The organism is Nocardioides sp. YIM B13467 (assembly GCF_042788075.1).
Lineage (GTDB): Bacteria > Actinomycetota > Actinomycetes > Propionibacteriales > Nocardioidaceae > Nocardioides.
In genome coordinates this window covers 856,523-872,284 of sequence record NZ_JBHZPJ010000046.1, presented here as the reverse complement: position 1 = coordinate 872,284, position 15,762 = coordinate 856,523, and the positions used below count along the sequence as shown (strand labels likewise).

The 15,762-nt window shown below is 69.4% G+C and carries 17 protein-coding genes; 10 read left to right on the top strand and 7 right to left on the bottom strand.

Translation table 11 applies throughout. The features are described 5' to 3' along the window. Window positions 1–22: 22 nt before the first annotated feature. Entirely contained in the window at window positions 23–1,906 is a 1,884-nt protein-coding gene (locus ACFX43_RS11325) for an ABC transporter ATP-binding protein (protein WP_378820718.1), read from the top strand. A 4-nt stretch (window positions 1,907–1,910) separates the two neighbouring features. Here the strand turns inward: ACFX43_RS11325 and ACFX43_RS11320 are convergent, their stop codons facing one another. Then, window positions 1,911–2,798: an SURF1 family protein gene (locus ACFX43_RS11320; RefSeq protein WP_378820714.1), complete on the bottom strand. Its 888-nt coding sequence runs from the start codon at window positions 2,796–2,798 to the stop codon at window positions 1,911–1,913. Window positions 2,799–2,864: 66 nt separating this feature from the next. Here ACFX43_RS11320 and moaA point away from each other — a divergent pair, with 66 nt between their 5' ends. Next, a complete protein-coding gene (gene moaA, locus ACFX43_RS11315; protein WP_378820711.1) occupies window positions 2,865–3,884 on the top strand; it encodes a GTP 3',8-cyclase MoaA in 1,020 nt (339 codons plus the stop codon). A 102-nt stretch (window positions 3,885–3,986) separates the two neighbouring features. On the opposite strand, the gene ACFX43_RS11310 is transcribed toward moaA, so the two are convergent. The 3 genes from ACFX43_RS11310 to ACFX43_RS11300 are packed head-to-tail and all read right to left on the bottom strand — an operon-like array spanning window position 3,987 to window position 5,467. Continuing rightward, the gene (locus ACFX43_RS11310; RefSeq protein ID WP_378820709.1) at window positions 3,987–4,925 is read right to left on the bottom strand and encodes a nucleoside hydrolase; all 939 of its coding nucleotides are present in this window, start codon (window positions 4,923–4,925) and stop codon (window positions 3,987–3,989) included. A gap of 24 nt (window positions 4,926–4,949) precedes the next feature. After that, complete coding sequence (locus tag ACFX43_RS11305) at window positions 4,950–5,144, bottom strand: acetone carboxylase (RefSeq protein ID WP_378820706.1); 195 nt, start codon at window positions 5,142–5,144, stop codon at window positions 4,950–4,952. Further along, a complete protein-coding gene (locus ACFX43_RS11300; protein ID WP_378820705.1) occupies window positions 5,144–5,467 on the bottom strand; it encodes a DUF3099 domain-containing protein in 324 nt (107 codons plus the stop codon). Before ACFX43_RS11300 ends, ACFX43_RS11305 begins: the two co-directional genes overlap by 1 nt. Before the next feature lie 140 nt (window positions 5,468–5,607). On the opposite strand from ACFX43_RS11300, the gene fabG reads away from it, so the two are divergent. Genes fabG through ACFX43_RS11285 form a run of 3 tightly spaced genes read left to right on the top strand, consistent with a single transcriptional unit; the run spans window position 5,608 to window position 7,642 of the window. Further along, on the top strand, window positions 5,608–6,342 hold the full coding sequence (gene fabG / locus ACFX43_RS11295) for a 3-oxoacyl-ACP reductase FabG (protein ID WP_378820702.1): 735 nt from the start codon (window positions 5,608–5,610) through the stop codon (window positions 6,340–6,342). 2 nt (window positions 6,343–6,344) lie between these two features. Next, complete coding sequence (gene fabI / locus ACFX43_RS11290; protein WP_378820699.1) at window positions 6,345–7,118, top strand: enoyl-ACP reductase FabI; 774 nt, start codon at window positions 6,345–6,347, stop codon at window positions 7,116–7,118. A gap of 17 nt (window positions 7,119–7,135) precedes the next feature. Further along, a complete protein-coding gene (locus tag ACFX43_RS11285) occupies window positions 7,136–7,642 on the top strand; it encodes a SixA phosphatase family protein (protein WP_378820696.1) in 507 nt (168 codons plus the stop codon). 33 nt (window positions 7,643–7,675) lie between these two features. Here ACFX43_RS11285 and serB read toward each other — a convergent pair whose 3' ends face one another. After that, window positions 7,676–8,920, bottom strand: coding sequence for a phosphoserine phosphatase SerB (serB, locus tag ACFX43_RS11280; RefSeq protein WP_160022683.1), 1,245 nt, complete (start codon window positions 8,918–8,920; stop codon window positions 7,676–7,678). A gap of 34 nt (window positions 8,921–8,954) precedes the next feature. Further along, window positions 8,955–9,725 (bottom strand): hypothetical protein, encoded by a 771-nt coding sequence (locus tag ACFX43_RS11275; RefSeq protein ID WP_378820693.1) that lies wholly within the window; start codon window positions 9,723–9,725, stop codon window positions 8,955–8,957. Window positions 9,726–9,778: 53 nt separating this feature from the next. Between ACFX43_RS11275 and ACFX43_RS11270 the strand changes: the two genes are divergently transcribed. From ACFX43_RS11270 to ACFX43_RS11250, 5 genes are all read left to right on the top strand, one after another. Then, window positions 9,779–10,576 carry an ABC transporter ATP-binding protein gene (locus ACFX43_RS11270; RefSeq protein WP_378820690.1) on the top strand — a complete coding sequence of 266 codons (798 nt, stop codon included), beginning with the start codon at window positions 9,779–9,781 and terminating at the stop codon, window positions 10,574–10,576. A gap of 69 nt (window positions 10,577–10,645) precedes the next feature. After that, window positions 10,646–11,107, top strand: coding sequence for an NfeD family protein (locus tag ACFX43_RS11265; RefSeq protein WP_378820688.1), 462 nt, complete (start codon window positions 10,646–10,648; stop codon window positions 11,105–11,107). 48 nt (window positions 11,108–11,155) lie between these two features. Continuing rightward, complete coding sequence (locus ACFX43_RS11260; RefSeq protein ID WP_378820685.1) at window positions 11,156–12,235, top strand: SPFH domain-containing protein; 1,080 nt, start codon at window positions 11,156–11,158, stop codon at window positions 12,233–12,235. After that, entirely contained in the window at window positions 12,236–12,997 is a 762-nt protein-coding gene (locus ACFX43_RS11255; RefSeq protein WP_378820682.1) for a sulfite exporter TauE/SafE family protein, read from the top strand. 29 nt (window positions 12,998–13,026) lie between these two features. Then, window positions 13,027–13,695 (top strand): nitroreductase family protein, encoded by a 669-nt coding sequence (locus tag ACFX43_RS11250; protein WP_378820679.1) that lies wholly within the window; start codon window positions 13,027–13,029, stop codon window positions 13,693–13,695. Between the two features lie 42 nt (window positions 13,696–13,737). On the opposite strand, the gene ACFX43_RS11245 is transcribed toward ACFX43_RS11250, so the two are convergent. After that, window positions 13,738–15,387 (bottom strand): BCCT family transporter, encoded by a 1,650-nt coding sequence (locus tag ACFX43_RS11245; RefSeq protein ID WP_378820677.1) that lies wholly within the window; start codon window positions 15,385–15,387, stop codon window positions 13,738–13,740. Window positions 15,388–15,762: the final 375 nt, after the last annotated feature.

Here is a 15,762-nt window from a genome sequence, read left to right as displayed (position 1 = left end):
CTAAGGTGACGGGGTGTCACAAATGGGTCCAGGCTTCGGTGCGAGCGGCGGGGCGATGGGCGGCGGCGGAATCATGCGCAACCTGCGTGCCGACCGGACGGTTCTCCAGCGCGGGTTGCCGAAGGGCACGCTGAAGCGAGTCATCTCCTACGCCGGGCCTCACCGGGCCCTGATCAGCGCGTTCCTGGTGTTCACGGTCTTCGACGCCGCGCTCGTGGTGGTGACCCCGCTGCTGACCCAACGCCTCATCGACGACGGTGTGCTCGAGCAGAACGTCTCGCTGGTGGTCTGGCTGGCCGCGGCGATGGCGTTGGTGGCCGTGGTCGACATGTGCTTCGGGATCGTCTCGGGCTGGCTCTCGACCCGCATCGGCGAGGGACTCATCTTCGACCTGCGCACCCAGGTCTTCGGCCACGTCCAACGCCAGTCGCTGGCCTTCTTCACCCGGGCGCAGACCGGCGCGCTGGTCAGCCGCCTGAACACCGACGTGCTCGGCGCGCAACGGGCCTTCACCTCGACTCTGTCCAACAGCGTCTCCAACCTGATCTCGCTGGTCGTGGTCGGCGCGGCGATGCTGGTGCTGTCGTGGCAGGTGACGCTGATGTGCGTCGCGCTGTTCCCGATCCTGTTCCTGACCTCGCGCTGGGTCGGCCGCCGGCTGGCCGGCCTGACCCGCGAGCAGATGGACGGCAACGCGGCGCTGGCGACGACGATGACCGAGCGGTTCAACGTCGGCGGCGCTCTGCTGCTCAAGCTCTTCGGACGCCGCGAGGAGGAGGACGCCGCGTTCGCCGAGCGAGCCGATGTCGTACGCCGCCTTGGGATCCGGATCGCGCTGCTGACCCGCCTGTTCGGAGCGACCATGCAGGTGGTGCCGGCGCTGGCGACCGCGCTGGTCTACGGCGTGGGCGGCTGGATGGTGATCCAGGGCGACGTCACGCTCGGCACCCTGACCGCGCTCGGTCTGCTGCTGGTGAGGCTGCTGGGGCCGCTGCAGGCGCTCTCCAACGTACGCATCGACGTGATGACCGCGCTGGTCAGCTTCGACCGCGTCTTCGAGGTCCTCGACCTGCCTTCGCTGATCAAGGAGAAGCCGGACGCGGTCGAGGTGCCGGCCGACGCTGCGTCGGTGCGGTTCCGCCATGTCGCCTTCACCTACCCTCGCGCCGACGAGGTCTCGCTCGCCTCCCTGGAGACGATCGCACGCCCGGAGAGCCGGGAGGTGCGCGAGGTGCTGTCCGACATCGACTTCGTGGCCGAACCGGGGGAGATGGTCGCACTGGTCGGACCCTCCGGCGCCGGGAAGTCGACGATCACCCACCTGATCGCGCGGCTCTACGACGTACGCTCCGGGGCGGTCGAGGTCGGCGGCCTCGACGTACGCGACGTGACCCTGGAGTCGCTCGAGGCCGCGGTCGGCTACGTGACCCAGGACGCCCACATGTTCCACGACACCGTGCGCGGCAACCTGCTCTACGCCCGCCCCGGCGCCTCCGACGACGACATCTGGGCCGCTCTGGATGCCGCCCAGGTCGCCAACGTCATCAAGGGTCTCCCGGACGGCCTCGACACCGTCGTCGGCGACCGCGGCTACCGCCTCTCCGGCGGCGAGCGCCAGCGGCTCGCGATCGCCCGGCTGCTGCTGAAGGCGCCCCACATCGTCGTGCTCGACGAGGCCACCGCCCACCTCGACTCCGAGTCCGAGGCCGCGGTGCAGACCGCTCTGGACGCCGCGCTGGAGGGACGTACGTCCATCGTCATCGCCCACCGGCTCTCCACCATCCGCGCCGCCGACCGCATCCTGGTCGTCGAGGACGGACGAGTCGTGGAGTCCGGCACCCACGAGTCGCTGCTCGCCGACGGCGGGCTCTACGCGGAGCTCTACGAGACGCAGTTCCGTCGCTAGACGGTCAGCTCTTCCCGCTGCGCTCCTTCTCGTACGCAGCCTGGTAGGCCGCCTTCACGGCCTGCTTCTGGGCAAGCTTGGCGGCCTTCTTGCGGGCGCGCTCATCGGCCGGCTCGTCGCCGTCGGCGGTGTCATCGTCTTCTGCAGGGGCGTCCTGGCGCTGGGTGCGCCGCTCGTCGTACATCAGGTAGAAGAAGCCGGCGATGGCAAGAACGCCGAAGAACCACCACTGGAGGCCGTAGAAGAAGTGTGGTCCGTTGTCGAGCTCGGGGAGGTCGGCCTTGCGCAGCTGGGTGGTGGGCTCGGGGGACTCGGTGTCGAGGTGGAGCCAGCCGGTCAGGAGCGGCTCGTCGACCACCTTCGCGACCTGGGCCGAGGAGAGCGCGCGGGTGGCGTGGTAGCCGTCGACCTGGGCGACGTCGGTGGAGTCGCCGGTGCCGTCGGCGCGGACCCAGCCGGTGATCGTGACCTCGCCCGACGGCGGCGCCGGGAGGTCCTCGAACTCGTCCTGCGACTCGGTCTGCAGCCAGCCGCGGTCGACGAGCACCGCGCTGCCGTCGGCGAGCACCAGCGGGACGACGATGTCGACACCCTTCGCGTCGTCGGGGGTGCGGTAGCGCCAGATGATCGTGTCGTCGACCGCGTACGTCCCGGTCGCGGTCACCCGCCGCCACTCGTCTTTCTCGGCGACCTTCTGGCCCGGGGCCAGTACGTCGGAGACGGGCGCGGGCTCGGCGTGCTCGTTGACGCGGACGATCTGGTTGCTGGCCTTGCGGTCCTCGAGACGGTCGAACTGCCACTGGCCCAGCCACCAGGTCCCGTAGGCCAGGATCAGCACGAACACCGTGAAACCGGCCCAGCGTCGGCTGAGCAGGAAACGGAACGAACTCACCCTACGAGACTAACTGGCATGCGGTCCTCACTCACGATCCGGGTCGAGCCTGCCTAGACTGGTGTGATGACGACCTCCCCGACAGATCAGACCCAGCAGAGGCTCGTCGACCGGTTCGGCCGGGTCGCGACAGATCTGCGGGTCTCTCTGACCGACCGCTGCAACCTGCGGTGCACCTACTGCATGCCGGCGGAAGGACTCGACTGGCTGCCCGGCGACGAGGTGCTCACCGACGACGAGGTGGTGCGGCTGATCGGCGTCGCCACCGGTCGGCTGGGCGTACGCGAGGTGCGGTTCACCGGTGGAGAGCCGCTGGTGCGGCGCGGGCTGGTCTCGATCGTCGCCCGGACCCGTGAGGTCGCCCCCGACGCGGAGCTCTCGATCACCACGAACGCGCTGGGGCTCGCCAGGATGGCCGGGTCCCTCGCCGAGGCCGGGCTCGACCGGGTCAACGTGTCGCTGGACTCGATCCGGCCGGAGATCTTCGCTGAGATCACCCGCCGCGACCGGCTGGCCGACGTGGTCGCCGGGCTCGAGGCCGCGGCCGACGCCGGCCTGGGACCGATCAAGATCAACGCGGTCCTGCTGCGGGGAGTCAACGACGACCAGGCGGCCGAGCTGCTCGGCTGGTCGGTCGAGCGTGGCTACGAGCTGCGGTTCATCGAGCAGATGCCTCTCGACGCCCAGCACGGGTGGTCGCGCGAAAAGATGGTGACCGCCGACGAGACCCTGGCGGCGCTGTCGGCGGCCTTCGAGCTGACGCCCGCGGAGGAGCCCCGCGGCAGCGCCCCCGCCGAGCTCTTCCACGTCGACGGCGGCCCGGCCAAGGTCGGCATCATCGCCTCCGTGACCCGCCCCTTCTGCGGCGACTGCGACCGGGTGCGCCTCACGGCCGACGGGCAGGTGCGCGACTGCCTGTTCGCCCGCTCCGAGTCGGACCTGCGTACGCCACTTCGCGCCGGCGCCTCCGACGACGATCTCGCCGCCCGGTGGGTCACCGCCATGGCCGGCAAGCGCGCCGGCCACGGCATCGACGACCTCGGCTTCCTCCAGCCCGACCGCCCCATGTCCGCCATCGGCGGCTGACCACCAGCCGAGACGTCACCCGCGTCGGCCGAGTTGGCGCCGCGTTGACGCTTCGGCCGGCGGGAGTGACGCCTCGGCCGACGTACCTGACCTCTCGGCAGGTCAGGAACCGACGCGGTCGAGTGCGTCCAGGACGAGGTCCCAGTAGCCCTCGACGTCGAGGGTGATCGCGACCTGGGCGTTGGGCGGTTCATCGAGGCGGCCGTGCAGGTCGACGACGGTGGCGCCGCGGGTCCAGCGGCCCGCGGTCTCGGCAGCGACGAACGACTTGTGCCAGGTGATCAGGCCGGGGTCGATGAGGGCCGCGATGGTGCAGGGGTCGTGGACCGGGGGAGAGGCGAAGTCGAAGACGTCGGAGTAGGTGCCGCCGAAGAAGCCCATCAGGTCGGCGCATGCCCGGCCGACCGGATGATCCATGGCCCGCATCCGCGCGACGACCTCGGGAGTGGCCAGCGCCTGGTGGGACAGGTTGAGCCCGACCATCCGGATCGGCAGGCCGCTGGTGAGGACGAGGTCGAGTGCCTCGGGGTCGGCGTAGGCGTTGAACTCGGCGGCCGGCGTGGTGTTGCCGCGCTCGGTCGAGCCGCCCATGAAGACGATCTCGGCGATCTTCGCACCGACCTCGGGATGATCACGCAGCAGCACCGCGACGTTGGTGATCGGTCCGGTCGCGACGACGGTGACGGGCTCCGGGGCAGCCAGAAGGGACGTACGCAGGAGCTCGACCGCCCCGATCGCGACCGGCGCAGGGAGCGGCTCGGGAAGATCGGGCCCGTCGATCCCGGTCGCGCCGTGGATGAAGTCACCGATGTGGATCTCACCGGCCAGCGGCCCGGCGGCACCGGTGGCGACCGGGACATCGGGCCGACGCGCCAGCGCCAGGACCCGCTGGGCGTTGTAGGTCGCCTTCTCCACCCGGCAGTTGCCGAAGGTGGTGGTGATGCCGAGCAGGTCGATGTGCGGGCTGCCCAGCGCCAGCAGGATCGCGATGGCGTCGTCGTGGCCGGGGTCGCAGTCGAGGAGCACAGGGATCGGGTTCATCGCACGACCTCTCCGGGGGAACGGCTAGTGAGGGACGACGTCCTTGAGGAATCCGCGCGCTCCCAGGAAGTCGCTGAGCGACTCCTTGTGCGTCTCGCACGCGAGCCAGATCTTACGCCGATCAGCCGTGTGGATCTTCGGATTGTTCCACTGCAGCTCCCACGATCCGGGGTCCTGGCAGCCCTTCGCCGAGCACAGTTCGGAGTCGAGCGCGCCCATCACTGCTCACCCTTCTCGCGGAGCTGCTGCTCGCGTCCGCTGGTGAGCTGACGCGGGCCGTAGGGCGAGTCCATCAGGTTCATCTCGTCGCTCTTGGTGTTGGTCGCGTTGGCCATGACGACCGCGATGTAGGGCAGGATCAGCGCCCCCGCGATCAGGATCGGCCACAGCCAGCCGATGCCGGCCAGACCGGCGATCACGGCACCGATGAAGCACAGCGAGCGGATCGACATCGAGATGGCGTAGCGCTTCTGGCGGATCGCGATGTCCTCGGCGCGGCTACGCCCGGCGGTGGTGATCCTGATCGGTTGCGCCTTGGACATACCGCCAGTCTAGGTCGTGGCCGATGGCATCCGGTCAATGGTGTGGTCCCAACAGGGGCGCTCCGAAAGACCTTGGAGGGTTCTCACAAGCAAATCCAAGGCATTGGTCGTACGCCGAAGTAATCGCTACCGTCGCGCCTGTGACTGACAGTGAAAACCCCACAAGGCAGAGTCCATCGCCTCGCTCGGTGCTTGTCACCGGCGGCAGCCGCGGCATCGGCCGGGCGATCGCCGAGGCCTTCGTGGCCAACGGCGACAAGGTGGCCGTGACCTCCCGCAAGGGCGGGGCTCCGGAAGGGGCCTTGGACCTGGTGTGTGACATCACCGACCCGGCCGCCGTCGAGGAGGCGTACGCCGCCGCCGAGGCCGCCCACGGACCCGTCGAGGTCCTCGTCGCCAATGCCGGGATCACGAAGGACACCCTCGTGCTCCGGATGTCGGAGGAAGACTTCACCTCCGTGATTGACACCAACCTGACCGCGTCCTTCCGGCTCGCCAAGCGGGCCTCGAAGGGCATGCTGCGGCTGCGCCGCGGGCGGATCATCTTCATCTCCTCGGTCGTCGGGCTGATGGGCAACCCGGGCCAGGTCAACTACGCGGCGTCGAAGGCCGGGCTGGTCGGGATGGCCCGCTCGCTCGCGCGTGAGCTCGGCTCGCGGGGGATCACCGCCAACGTGGTCGCGCCCGGTTTCGTGGAGACCGAGATGACCGCGGTCCTGACCGATGAGCAGCAGAAGGCGATCACGGAGCGGGTGCCGTTGGGGCGCTACGCGTCACCGGACGAGGTGGCCTCGGCCGTGACGTGGTTGGCTGATGCGGGTTATGTGACCGGGGCCGTGATCCCGGTCGACGGCGGACTTGGAATGGGGCACTGATCATGGGTTTGTTGGACGGCAAGACTGTTCTCGTCGCAGGGGTCACGATGGACTCCTCGATCGGCTTCGCGGTCGCCAAGGTGGCCCAGGAGCAGGGCGCTCGCGTCCTGATCTCCAACTTCGGCCGCGCGCTGTCGATCACCAAGCGGATCGCGAAGCGGCTCCCCGAGGAGCCGCCGGTCCTCGACCTCGACGTGACCAACCAGGACCACCTCGACGGCCTCGCCGACGCGCTCCGGGCCGAGGGTGTCGAGCGGCTCGACGGGGTCGTGCACTCGATCGCGTACGGCAACCCCAACACGCTCCTCGGTGGCAAGTTCCTCGACGGCCCCTGGGACGACGTCTCCCAGGCGGTCCAGGTCAGCGCCTACTCGCTGAAGTCGCTGGCGATGGCGACCCGGCCGCTGCTGGCTCCCGGCTCGTCGATCGTGGGGCTGACCTTCGACGCGACGATCGCCTGGCCGGCGTACGACTGGATGGGTGTCGCCAAGGCCGCGCTCGAGTCGACCTCGCGCTACCTCGCCCGCGACCTGGGCCCTGACGGGATCCGCTGCAACCTCGTCTCCGCGGGTCCGCTCAAGACCCTCGCCGCCAAGGCGATCCCGGGCTTCGAGGAGCTCGACGAGGGCTGGGGCACCCGGGCGCCGCTGGGTTGGGACAACACCGACCAGGGCCCGACCGCGAAGGCCGTCTGCGCGCTGATCTCGGACTTCTTCCCGGCGACCACCGGCGAGATCATCCATGTCGACGGGGGCTATCACTCGCTGGGTGCGTGAGGTCATAGGGTTGCCGCATGCGGACCCTTGTCATCATGCGGCACGCCAAGGCGGAGTCGTCGGCACCCACCGACTACGAGCGTCAGCTGACCGAGCGCGGCCATGCCGACGCGGTCGCAGCGGGGGAGTGGTTGGCCGAGCAGGGCGTGGTCCCGGACTACGTGCTGGTCTCGGCGGCCGACCGCGCCACCCAGACCTGGGAGGACGTCGCGCTCGGTGCGTCGTGGGACCTGACGCTGGCGGAGTACGACCAGGGTCTGTACGCCGCCGGCACCTCCACCGCCCTCGACCTGATCCGTGGCGTCGATGACGGCATCTCGACGGTCGTGGTGATCGGTCACAACCCGACGGTGTTCTCGCTCGTGCAGCTCCTCGACGACGGCGAGGGGGACGACGAGGCCGGCAACGAGCTCGCCCTCGGCTTCCCGACCTCCGCCGTCGCCGTACTCACCTACGACGGCGACTGGTCCGAGCTCGACGAGGCCGAGGCCTCCGTCACCGCCTTCCACGTCGCACGAGCCTGACCGCCGAGTCGGCGCAAGCTGACTCGGCAGGGCTCAGATGAGCGGCGGGGCGGGGGTGACGATGCCGGCTTCGGCGTCGGCGGCCTCGATCTCCTCACGGGAGATGCCGAGGAGATACATGATCGTGTCGAGGTAGGGGACGTTGATGGCGGTCCCGGCGGCCGAACGCACCGCGGGCTTGGCGTTGTAGGCGATGCCGAGGCCGGCGGCGGCGAGCATGTCGAGGTCGTTGGCGCCGTCGCCGATGGCGACGGTGGCGGCCTCGGGGATGCCGATCTCGGCGGCGAACTCGCGAAGCGCACGAGCCTTGCCGGCCCGGTCGACGACCTCGCCGACGACCTCACCGGTGAGTACGCCGTCGACGATCTCGAGCTCGTTGGCGCGGGCGTAGTGGATGCCGAGGTCGGCCGCCAGCCGGTCGGTGATCTGCGAGAAGCCGCCCGAGACGATGGCGAAGCGGTAGCCGAGGCGGCGCAGGGTGCGGACCATCGTCCGCGCCCCCGGGTTGAGCTGCAGCCCGGCGTACACCTCGTCCAACGCGGTCGCGGGGACGCCCTTGAGGTACTTCACCCGCCCCCGGAGCGACTCCTCGAAGTCGAGCTCGCCGCGCATGGCCGCCTCGGTGACAGAGGCGACCTCCTTCTCGTAGCCCGCGTGGGCGGCGATCATCTCGATCACCTCGCCGTCGATCAGCGTCGAGTCGACGTCCATGACGATCAGGCGCATGCCGCGGCGGACCAGGTTGGCGGGCTGCACCGCGATGTCGACGCCCTGGGCGGCTGCCTCGGCCGCCAGCGTGACCCGCAGCTCGTCGGGCGAGGCGCCGGAGACGTGCAGGTCGAAGGCGGTGACCGGGTAGCGGGCCAGCCGGATGATGCGGTCGATGTTGCCGCCTGCCGAGGCGATCGTGCGGGTCACGGAGGCGAGCGCGGCCGCCTTCAGCGGCAGACCCAGCACCGTCACCCGGGCGCGGTCGGCGGGCTCCCGCGGGGTGTCGCCGACGCCCTCCTCGATCTCGACGGTCATGTCGAGAGCGTGGGCGGTCTCCTCGATCGCGTGCTTGAGCGCGTCGGTGCTCGCCGCGTCGGCCGGCGCGGTCACCAGGAGCCCGAGCACGAGCCGTGCCCGCAGCACGATCTGCTCCAGGTCGACCACGTCGACCCCTGCCAACGCAAGCGTCGCCAGGGTGGCCGAGGTCAGCCCGGGACGGTCGTTTCCGGCGAGGGTGATCAGCAGGGTGTCGGGACGGCGCTCGAGCGCGTCGAATTCCTCGGTCATCTCTGCAAACGATAGTGGAGCCGGCGCCCGCGTCTCAGTTCGGCGGCCACACCTCGGGCGATCCCGCCGCGGTGAGCGCCCTCCGCGCGGCACGGTCGAGGCCGACCAGCGCCTCTCGCCGCTGCAGCATCTCCGCTGCGGACACGGCGCCGCCCTCGTCCTCGAGCGCCACCGCGACGATCTCCCGGGCCTGTACGCCACGGGCGGCGAGCTCCACGCACCGCGGCGGCACTCCGGGAGCACCGGCCAGCGAGGGCCGATGGCGGAGGTTCATCAGCCGGTCGGCGACCTCGGGCCGCCACCGGGCGACGTCGAGCTCGGCGAGCGCCGTCGCGGACTCGGTCAGCGCGAGCCGGAGGGCCCGGTCGGCCTCGCCGACGTCGGGGAGCTGACGGCGCTGAGCAGGGTAGGCCTGCCACTCGACGACCGCGCCGACCCGGACCGGCACGAGCCCGATCCCGGCGTCGCTCACCACCGCCTCGCCGGCCTCCATCGCGGCCGTGTTGAAGGCCCGGGGTCCGCCCAGCCCGACCGGGTCGCCCTCGGCCGGGAAAGCGGCCCCGACACAGGTCGCGCCCTCCGTACGCAGCCGTCCCATCCCGCTGACGAAGGTGTCCGCGACCCCCTCGGTGCCACCGAGCCCGAGCGCGGCCAGCCCGCTGACGGTGTGGGTCGCGTCGGGCCCGATCACCGCATCGAGCACCAGGTCGGTGACTGCCTCACCGCGCAGCCACGCCGTCACCCACCAGGCCAGGCGCAGGGCCTCCGGGGTGGTCTCCAGCGCCTCGGATTCATCGACACTCACAGCCGCCCACCCTATCCTCGAGCCCGAGAACCCCTGCCGATAGATTTGCCGCCATGGCAGCCGTGCTGGAGTTCAACGACGTCACCGTACGCCGCGGGGGCAACGCCCTTCTCGACTCTGTGAGCTGGGTGGTCGAGGAGGATGAACGCTGGGTCATCCTCGGCCACAACGGCGCCGGCAAGACCACGCTGCTCCAGACCGCCGCAGCCCAGCTCCACCCGACCTCGGGTGTCGTGAAGATCCTCGGCGAGCAGATCGGCCGCATCGACGTCTTCGAGCTGCGCCCGCGTATCGGCCTGACCTCCGCCGCGCTGGCCGACCGGATCCCGCGCCACGAGCTCGTCCGCGATGTCGTGGTGAGCGCCTCCTACGGCGTGGTGGGGCGCTGGCGCGAGCACTACGACGACCTCGACCACGACCGTGCCCAGGCGCTGCTGATCGAGGTCGGCATCAAGCACCTCGGTGAGCGGAGGTTCGGCACCCTGTCCGAGGGCGAGCGCAAGCGGGTCCAGCTGGCCCGGGCGCTGATGGTCGACCCCGAGATGCTGCTCCTCGACGAGCCCGCCGCCGGGCTCGACCTGGGCGGCCGCGAGGACCTCGTCTCGACGCTGTCGACGCTTGCCTACGACCCCGACAGCCCAGCGACCGTGCTCGTCTCCCACCACGTCGAGGAGATCCCGCCCGGCTTCAGCCACGTCCTGATGATGCGCTCCGGCCGGATCACCGCCCAGGGGCTCATCGACGACACGCTGACCTCGGCCAACCTCTCCAAGACCTTCGGCATGCCGCTCGAGCTCGAGGCCAGTGATGGCCGTTACTGGGCCAAGCGTCGCGCCCGCCACACCCGGTAGGCCTAACGTTAAGAAGTCGGTACCCAAACCTCCCCACAACGCGTGGCCCGTCTGGATAGGGTGACGCCCATGGACTGGCAGGAGTGGGACTGGGCGATCTGGACGGCACTCGGAGCGCTGCTCGTCGTCGGAGAGCTCTTCAGCCTCGACCTGATCCTGCTGATGCTCGCCACCGGCGCCTTCGCGGGCGCGTTGACCGGCGCGTTCACCGACAGCTTCGTGATCCAGGCGATCGTCGCGCTGGCGGTCTCGGTCTCCATGCTCGCGGTCGTACGCCCGGGGTTGGCCAGGCGGCTCCACAACGGCCCGGAGATCCAGATCGGCGCGCAGAAGCTGATCGGCGTCCAGGCCATCTCGCCCGTCGAGATCAGCGCCCACAAGCCTGGGCAGCTCAAGCTCGAGGGCGAGCTCTGGACCGCTCAGCCCTATGACGAGACGCTCGTGATCGCGGCCGGCACGCCGGTCGAGGTGCTCGAGATCAGAGGAGCGACGGCGTACGTCCATCCTCTTCCGGAGCTCGGGACTCCGTAGCTTTCCGGGCAACCTGACGCACAACGAATAGACAAGGACTGATTGGCAATGGGTGGCATCATCCTGGCCCTTCTGGTCATCTTGGCGGTGCTGGTGATCACCACGCTGGCCAAGACGATCAAGATCATCCCGCAGGCGCGGGTCGGCATCGTGGAGCGCTTCGGCAAGTTCCAGTCGAAGCGTGACCCCGGCCTGAACGCGGTGATCCCGTTCGTCGACAAGGTGCGCTACATGATCGACATGCGTGAGCAGGTCGTCGCGTTCGCACCGCAGCCGGTGATCACGGAGGACAACCTGACCGTCTCGATCGACACGGTCATCTACTTCCAGGTCAACGACCCGGTGGCGGCGACGTACGAGATCGCCAACTACATCCAGGCCGTCGAGCAGCTCACCATGACCACCCTGCGCAACATCGTCGGTGGCATGACCCTGGAGGAGACGCTGACCAGCCGCGAGCAGATCAACTCCGGTCTCTCGATCGTCCTGGACGAGGCCACCGGTCGCTGGGGCATCAAGGTCAAGCGCGTCGAGATCAAGTCGATCGACCCGCCCATGTCCATCAAGGACGCGATGGAGAAGCAGATGCGCGCCGACCGCGACAAGCGCGCCGCGATCCTCACCGCCGAGGGTCAGCGCCAGTCCGCGATCCTCTCCGCCGAGGGAAACAAGCAGTCCGCCATCCTCAACGCCGAGGGTCAGCGCGAGTCGCAGATCCTCGCGGCGCAGGCTGACCGTGAGGCCGCGATCCTGCGCGCCCAGGGTGAGGGCCAGGCCATCCAGACCGTCTTCCAGGCGATCCACGACGGCCGCCCCGACCAGTCGCTGCTGGCCTACCAGTACCTCCAGATGATGCCGAAGATCGCCGAGGGCGACGCCAACAAGGTGTGGATCGTCCCGAGCGAGATCGGCAAGGCCCTCGAGGGCCTCGGCTCGACGATGAACAGCCTCCAGGGCATCCCGGACGAGGTCGAGGGCCCCGTCAAGCGCGTCGACATGGGCTCGGCCGAGCCGACGGTCGACCTCGAGCAGTCCTCCGCGGCCGCGGCCGTCCAGGAGGCGCTCGCCGAGGCCAAGCAGGCGGAGGCCCCCAACCGGCCGCAGCCTCCTGCTGAGCCGACCGCCTAAGTGGATCCACTTCAGTCCGCCCTCATCCTGATCGCCGGGGTGGGGGCGGGCACCATCAATGCTGCCGTCGGCTCCGGGACGCTGATCACGTTCCCGACGCTGCTGGCCTTCGGCGTACCTCCGGTCGTCGCCAACGTGTCCAACACGATCGGCCTGGTGCCGGGCTCGCTGGCCGGCGCCTGGGGCTACCGTCGCGAGCTCGCCGGGCAACGCGGGCGGATCCTGCGGCTCGGGGCCGCGGCGCTCATCGGTGGCGCGGTCGGCGGGATCCTGCTGCTGGTGCTGCCGCCGGGTGCGTTCGAGGCGATCGTCCCGGTCTTGATCGGGCTCGGTGTGATCCTGGTGATCACCGGCCCGCGCATCTCCCGGTGGGTCGCCAGACGGCACGGCGACCTGCCCGATGATGGCAGCGAGCGCTGGTGGGTCTGGCCTGCGATCGCGATGCTCGGCGTCTACGGCGGCTACTTCGGTGCCGCCCAGGGTGTGCTGATGATCGCGATCATCGGCATCGGTGTCGCCGAGTCGCTGCAGCGTCTCAACGGGCTCAAGAACGTCCTGGTCGCCATCACCAACGGCATCTCCGGACTCATCTTCGCCCTCGTCGCCGACGTCGACTGGAAGATCGCCGCCCTGATCGCCGTCGGCGCGACGATCGGTGGTCTCCTGGGTGCCAGGATCGGCCGCCGACTGCCGCCCAACGTGCTCCGCGGTGTGATCGTCGTGGTCGGCATCACCGCGCTGATCGCCTTCCTGGTGGGCTGAGCCGGGGCTGAGTCTGCTGGGATGGAGCCATGGAGCTCTACGAGGCGATGCGGACCACCCATGCCGTACGCGACTTCACCGACGACCCGCTGCCCGACGAGATCCTCGCCAGGATCCTCGACAATGCCCGGTTCGCGCCCTCCGGGGGCAACCGGCAGGGCGGCCATGTGGTGGTCGTACGCAGCCAGGAGACCCGCGAGCGTCTGGTCGAACTGACCGCGACCGGTGCTCGCAGGTACATGGCGCAGCAGAAGGCGGGGGAGATGCCGTGGAACACGGTGCACCCGACGGCGGTGACCGACGAGCAGATCGCCGCGACCCGGGTCCCGCACGCGATGACCGAGCCGCTGCGCACGGCTCCGGTGGTGCTCGTCTTCCTCGTCGACCTCGGCGCGGTCGCCTCCATCGACTCCCAGCTGGACCGGGTCGGTGTCGTCTCCGGCGCCTCGGTCTATCCGCTGGTGTGGAACACGCTCCTCGCCGCGCGCAACGAGGGCTTCGGTGGGGTGATCACCACGATGGTGGTCGCCGAGGAGCCGGCGGTGCTCGAGCTGCTCGGTGCGCCTGAGGGCTACGCCGTCGCCGCGGTCGTCCCGCTGGGCAAGCCGGTCAAGCAGCTCACCAGGCTGCGCAGGCAGCCCGTCGAGGAGTTCGTCACCCTGGAGACGTACGCCGGGACCCCGCTGACAGACGACTGATGGCGGGGTCCCGGAGGACCCCGCCATCAGCTGCAGTGTCTATCAGGCCTTGTCGGCAGGAACCGCGGTGACAGTGCCCTTGGCCGAAGGCGGCTCGGCGTCGTTGCTGTGGTCGTCCTCGACGACCGCGAGCGCGAAGTCGTCACCGTGCTCGGTGACGCCGGTGATGACGGCCTGCTCGACCGCCTCCGCGGCGTACTGACCACGCACGATCAGCGGGTCATGGGCCAGGTCGCGCTGCAGCGAGACCGCCAGCCCGACCATGATCACCACGAACGGCAGTGCCGCCACGATCGTGATCGTCTGCAGTCCTGACAAGGCGTCCGCACCACCGGCGATCAGCCCCAGGATGGCCACGACACCGGTCGCGACACCCCAGAAGACCACCGTCGGCCGGCTCGGCTCCTCGGCGCCACGCTCGGAGAGGGTGCCCATCACGATCGAGGCCGCGTCGGCGCCGGAGACGAAGAAGATCGCCACCAGGACCATGACCAGGATGCTCATCACGGTGGCCAGCGGGAACTGGTCGAGCGTGGTGAACAGCTGCGACTCGACGCCGCCGAGACCGGCGATGTCGACGGTCCCGTCACGCTGCAGGTCGATGGCGGTGCCGCCCATGATGCAGAACCAGATCACGCTGACGGCGCTCGGGACGAGGAGCACGCCGGCGACGAACTGCCGGATGGTGCGCCCGCGCGAGATGCGCGCGATGAACATGCCGACGAACGGCGTCCAGGAGATCCACCAGGCCCAGTAGAAGACGGTCCAGGAACCGAGCCACGCGGAGGTCTCCTCGCCGCCGACACCGGTGCGGGCCGACATCTGGGCGAGGTCGCCGATGTAGGTGCCGAGCGAGGTCGGGATCAGGTCGAGGATGAAGACCGTCGGGCCGACCACGAAGAGGAACAGTGCCAGGAGCAGGGCCAGCACCATGTTGATGTTGGAGAGCCACTGGATGCCCTTGGCCACACCCGAGACCGCGGAGATCACGAAGCAGACGGTCAGGACCGCGATGATCCCGATGAGGACGTTGTTGCCGACCTCGCCGAGCCCGGCCACGATCTGCAGGCCGCTCTCGATCTGGATCGCGCCCGTGCCGAGCGAGGTGGCGGAGCCGAACAGGGTCGCGAAGATCGCGAAGATGTCGATCGCCTTGCCTGCCGGACCCTCGACGGTCTTCTTGCCGAGCAGCGGCGTGAAGGCCGAGGAGATCAGGCTGACGCGGCCCTTGCGGTAGGCGCCGTAGCCGATCGCCAGACCCACGACCGCGTAGATCGCCCACGGGTGCAGCGTCCAGTGGAACATCGTGGTCGCCATCGCGTGCTGGATGGCTTCGGGATTGCCCGCCTCGCCGGTGCCCGGCGGCGGAGTGACGAAGTGCGAGATGGGCTCGCTGACGCCGTAGAACATCAGACCGATGCCCATTCCGGCGCTGAACATCATCGCGATCCAGGAAGCCGTCTTGAACTCCGGCTTCTCGTCGTCACGGCCCAGGGGGATGTTGCCGTACTTACTGACGGCGAGCCAGATGATGTAGATGACGAAACCGCTGGCGGTCAGGACGAAGACCCAGCCGGCCTTGTCCAGCACCCAGGTGAGGGCGTCGCCGGCGACCTTGCCCATGCCGTCGGTGTTGATGAAGCCCCAGGCCATGAACGCGATGGCGATGGCCGCCGCGATGCCGAAGACCACCCAGTCGATTCCCTTGCGTTGGTCCTGTTCGCTCGAGATCGGCAGGTCCAGCGCGGGGTGTGGGACGACTTCGCCCGTGGGAGACTTGATGAGGCCAGAGGGGTTGTGCCCAGAGGGATTCTGGTTGTCGGATTTTGGACTGTCTGTCTTCTTCTCAGAAGTCACACTGTTGTCCTTCCGGTTGGGTTCGGGACCACAGCACCCTAACGCGCACTGTCTTTGCCTTCCGTTCACTGGGGTGGCGCGGCAGCCGATTGAAAACGAGTTCTGGATCGACTGTGTCTGGCGGGTTCGTGTGTTGTTCTGGCGCTGTGGTCCGCCGTGCTGCACTGGTGCCTGAGCCTCACACCGTGGAAATATTGCGGCTCTACCGTT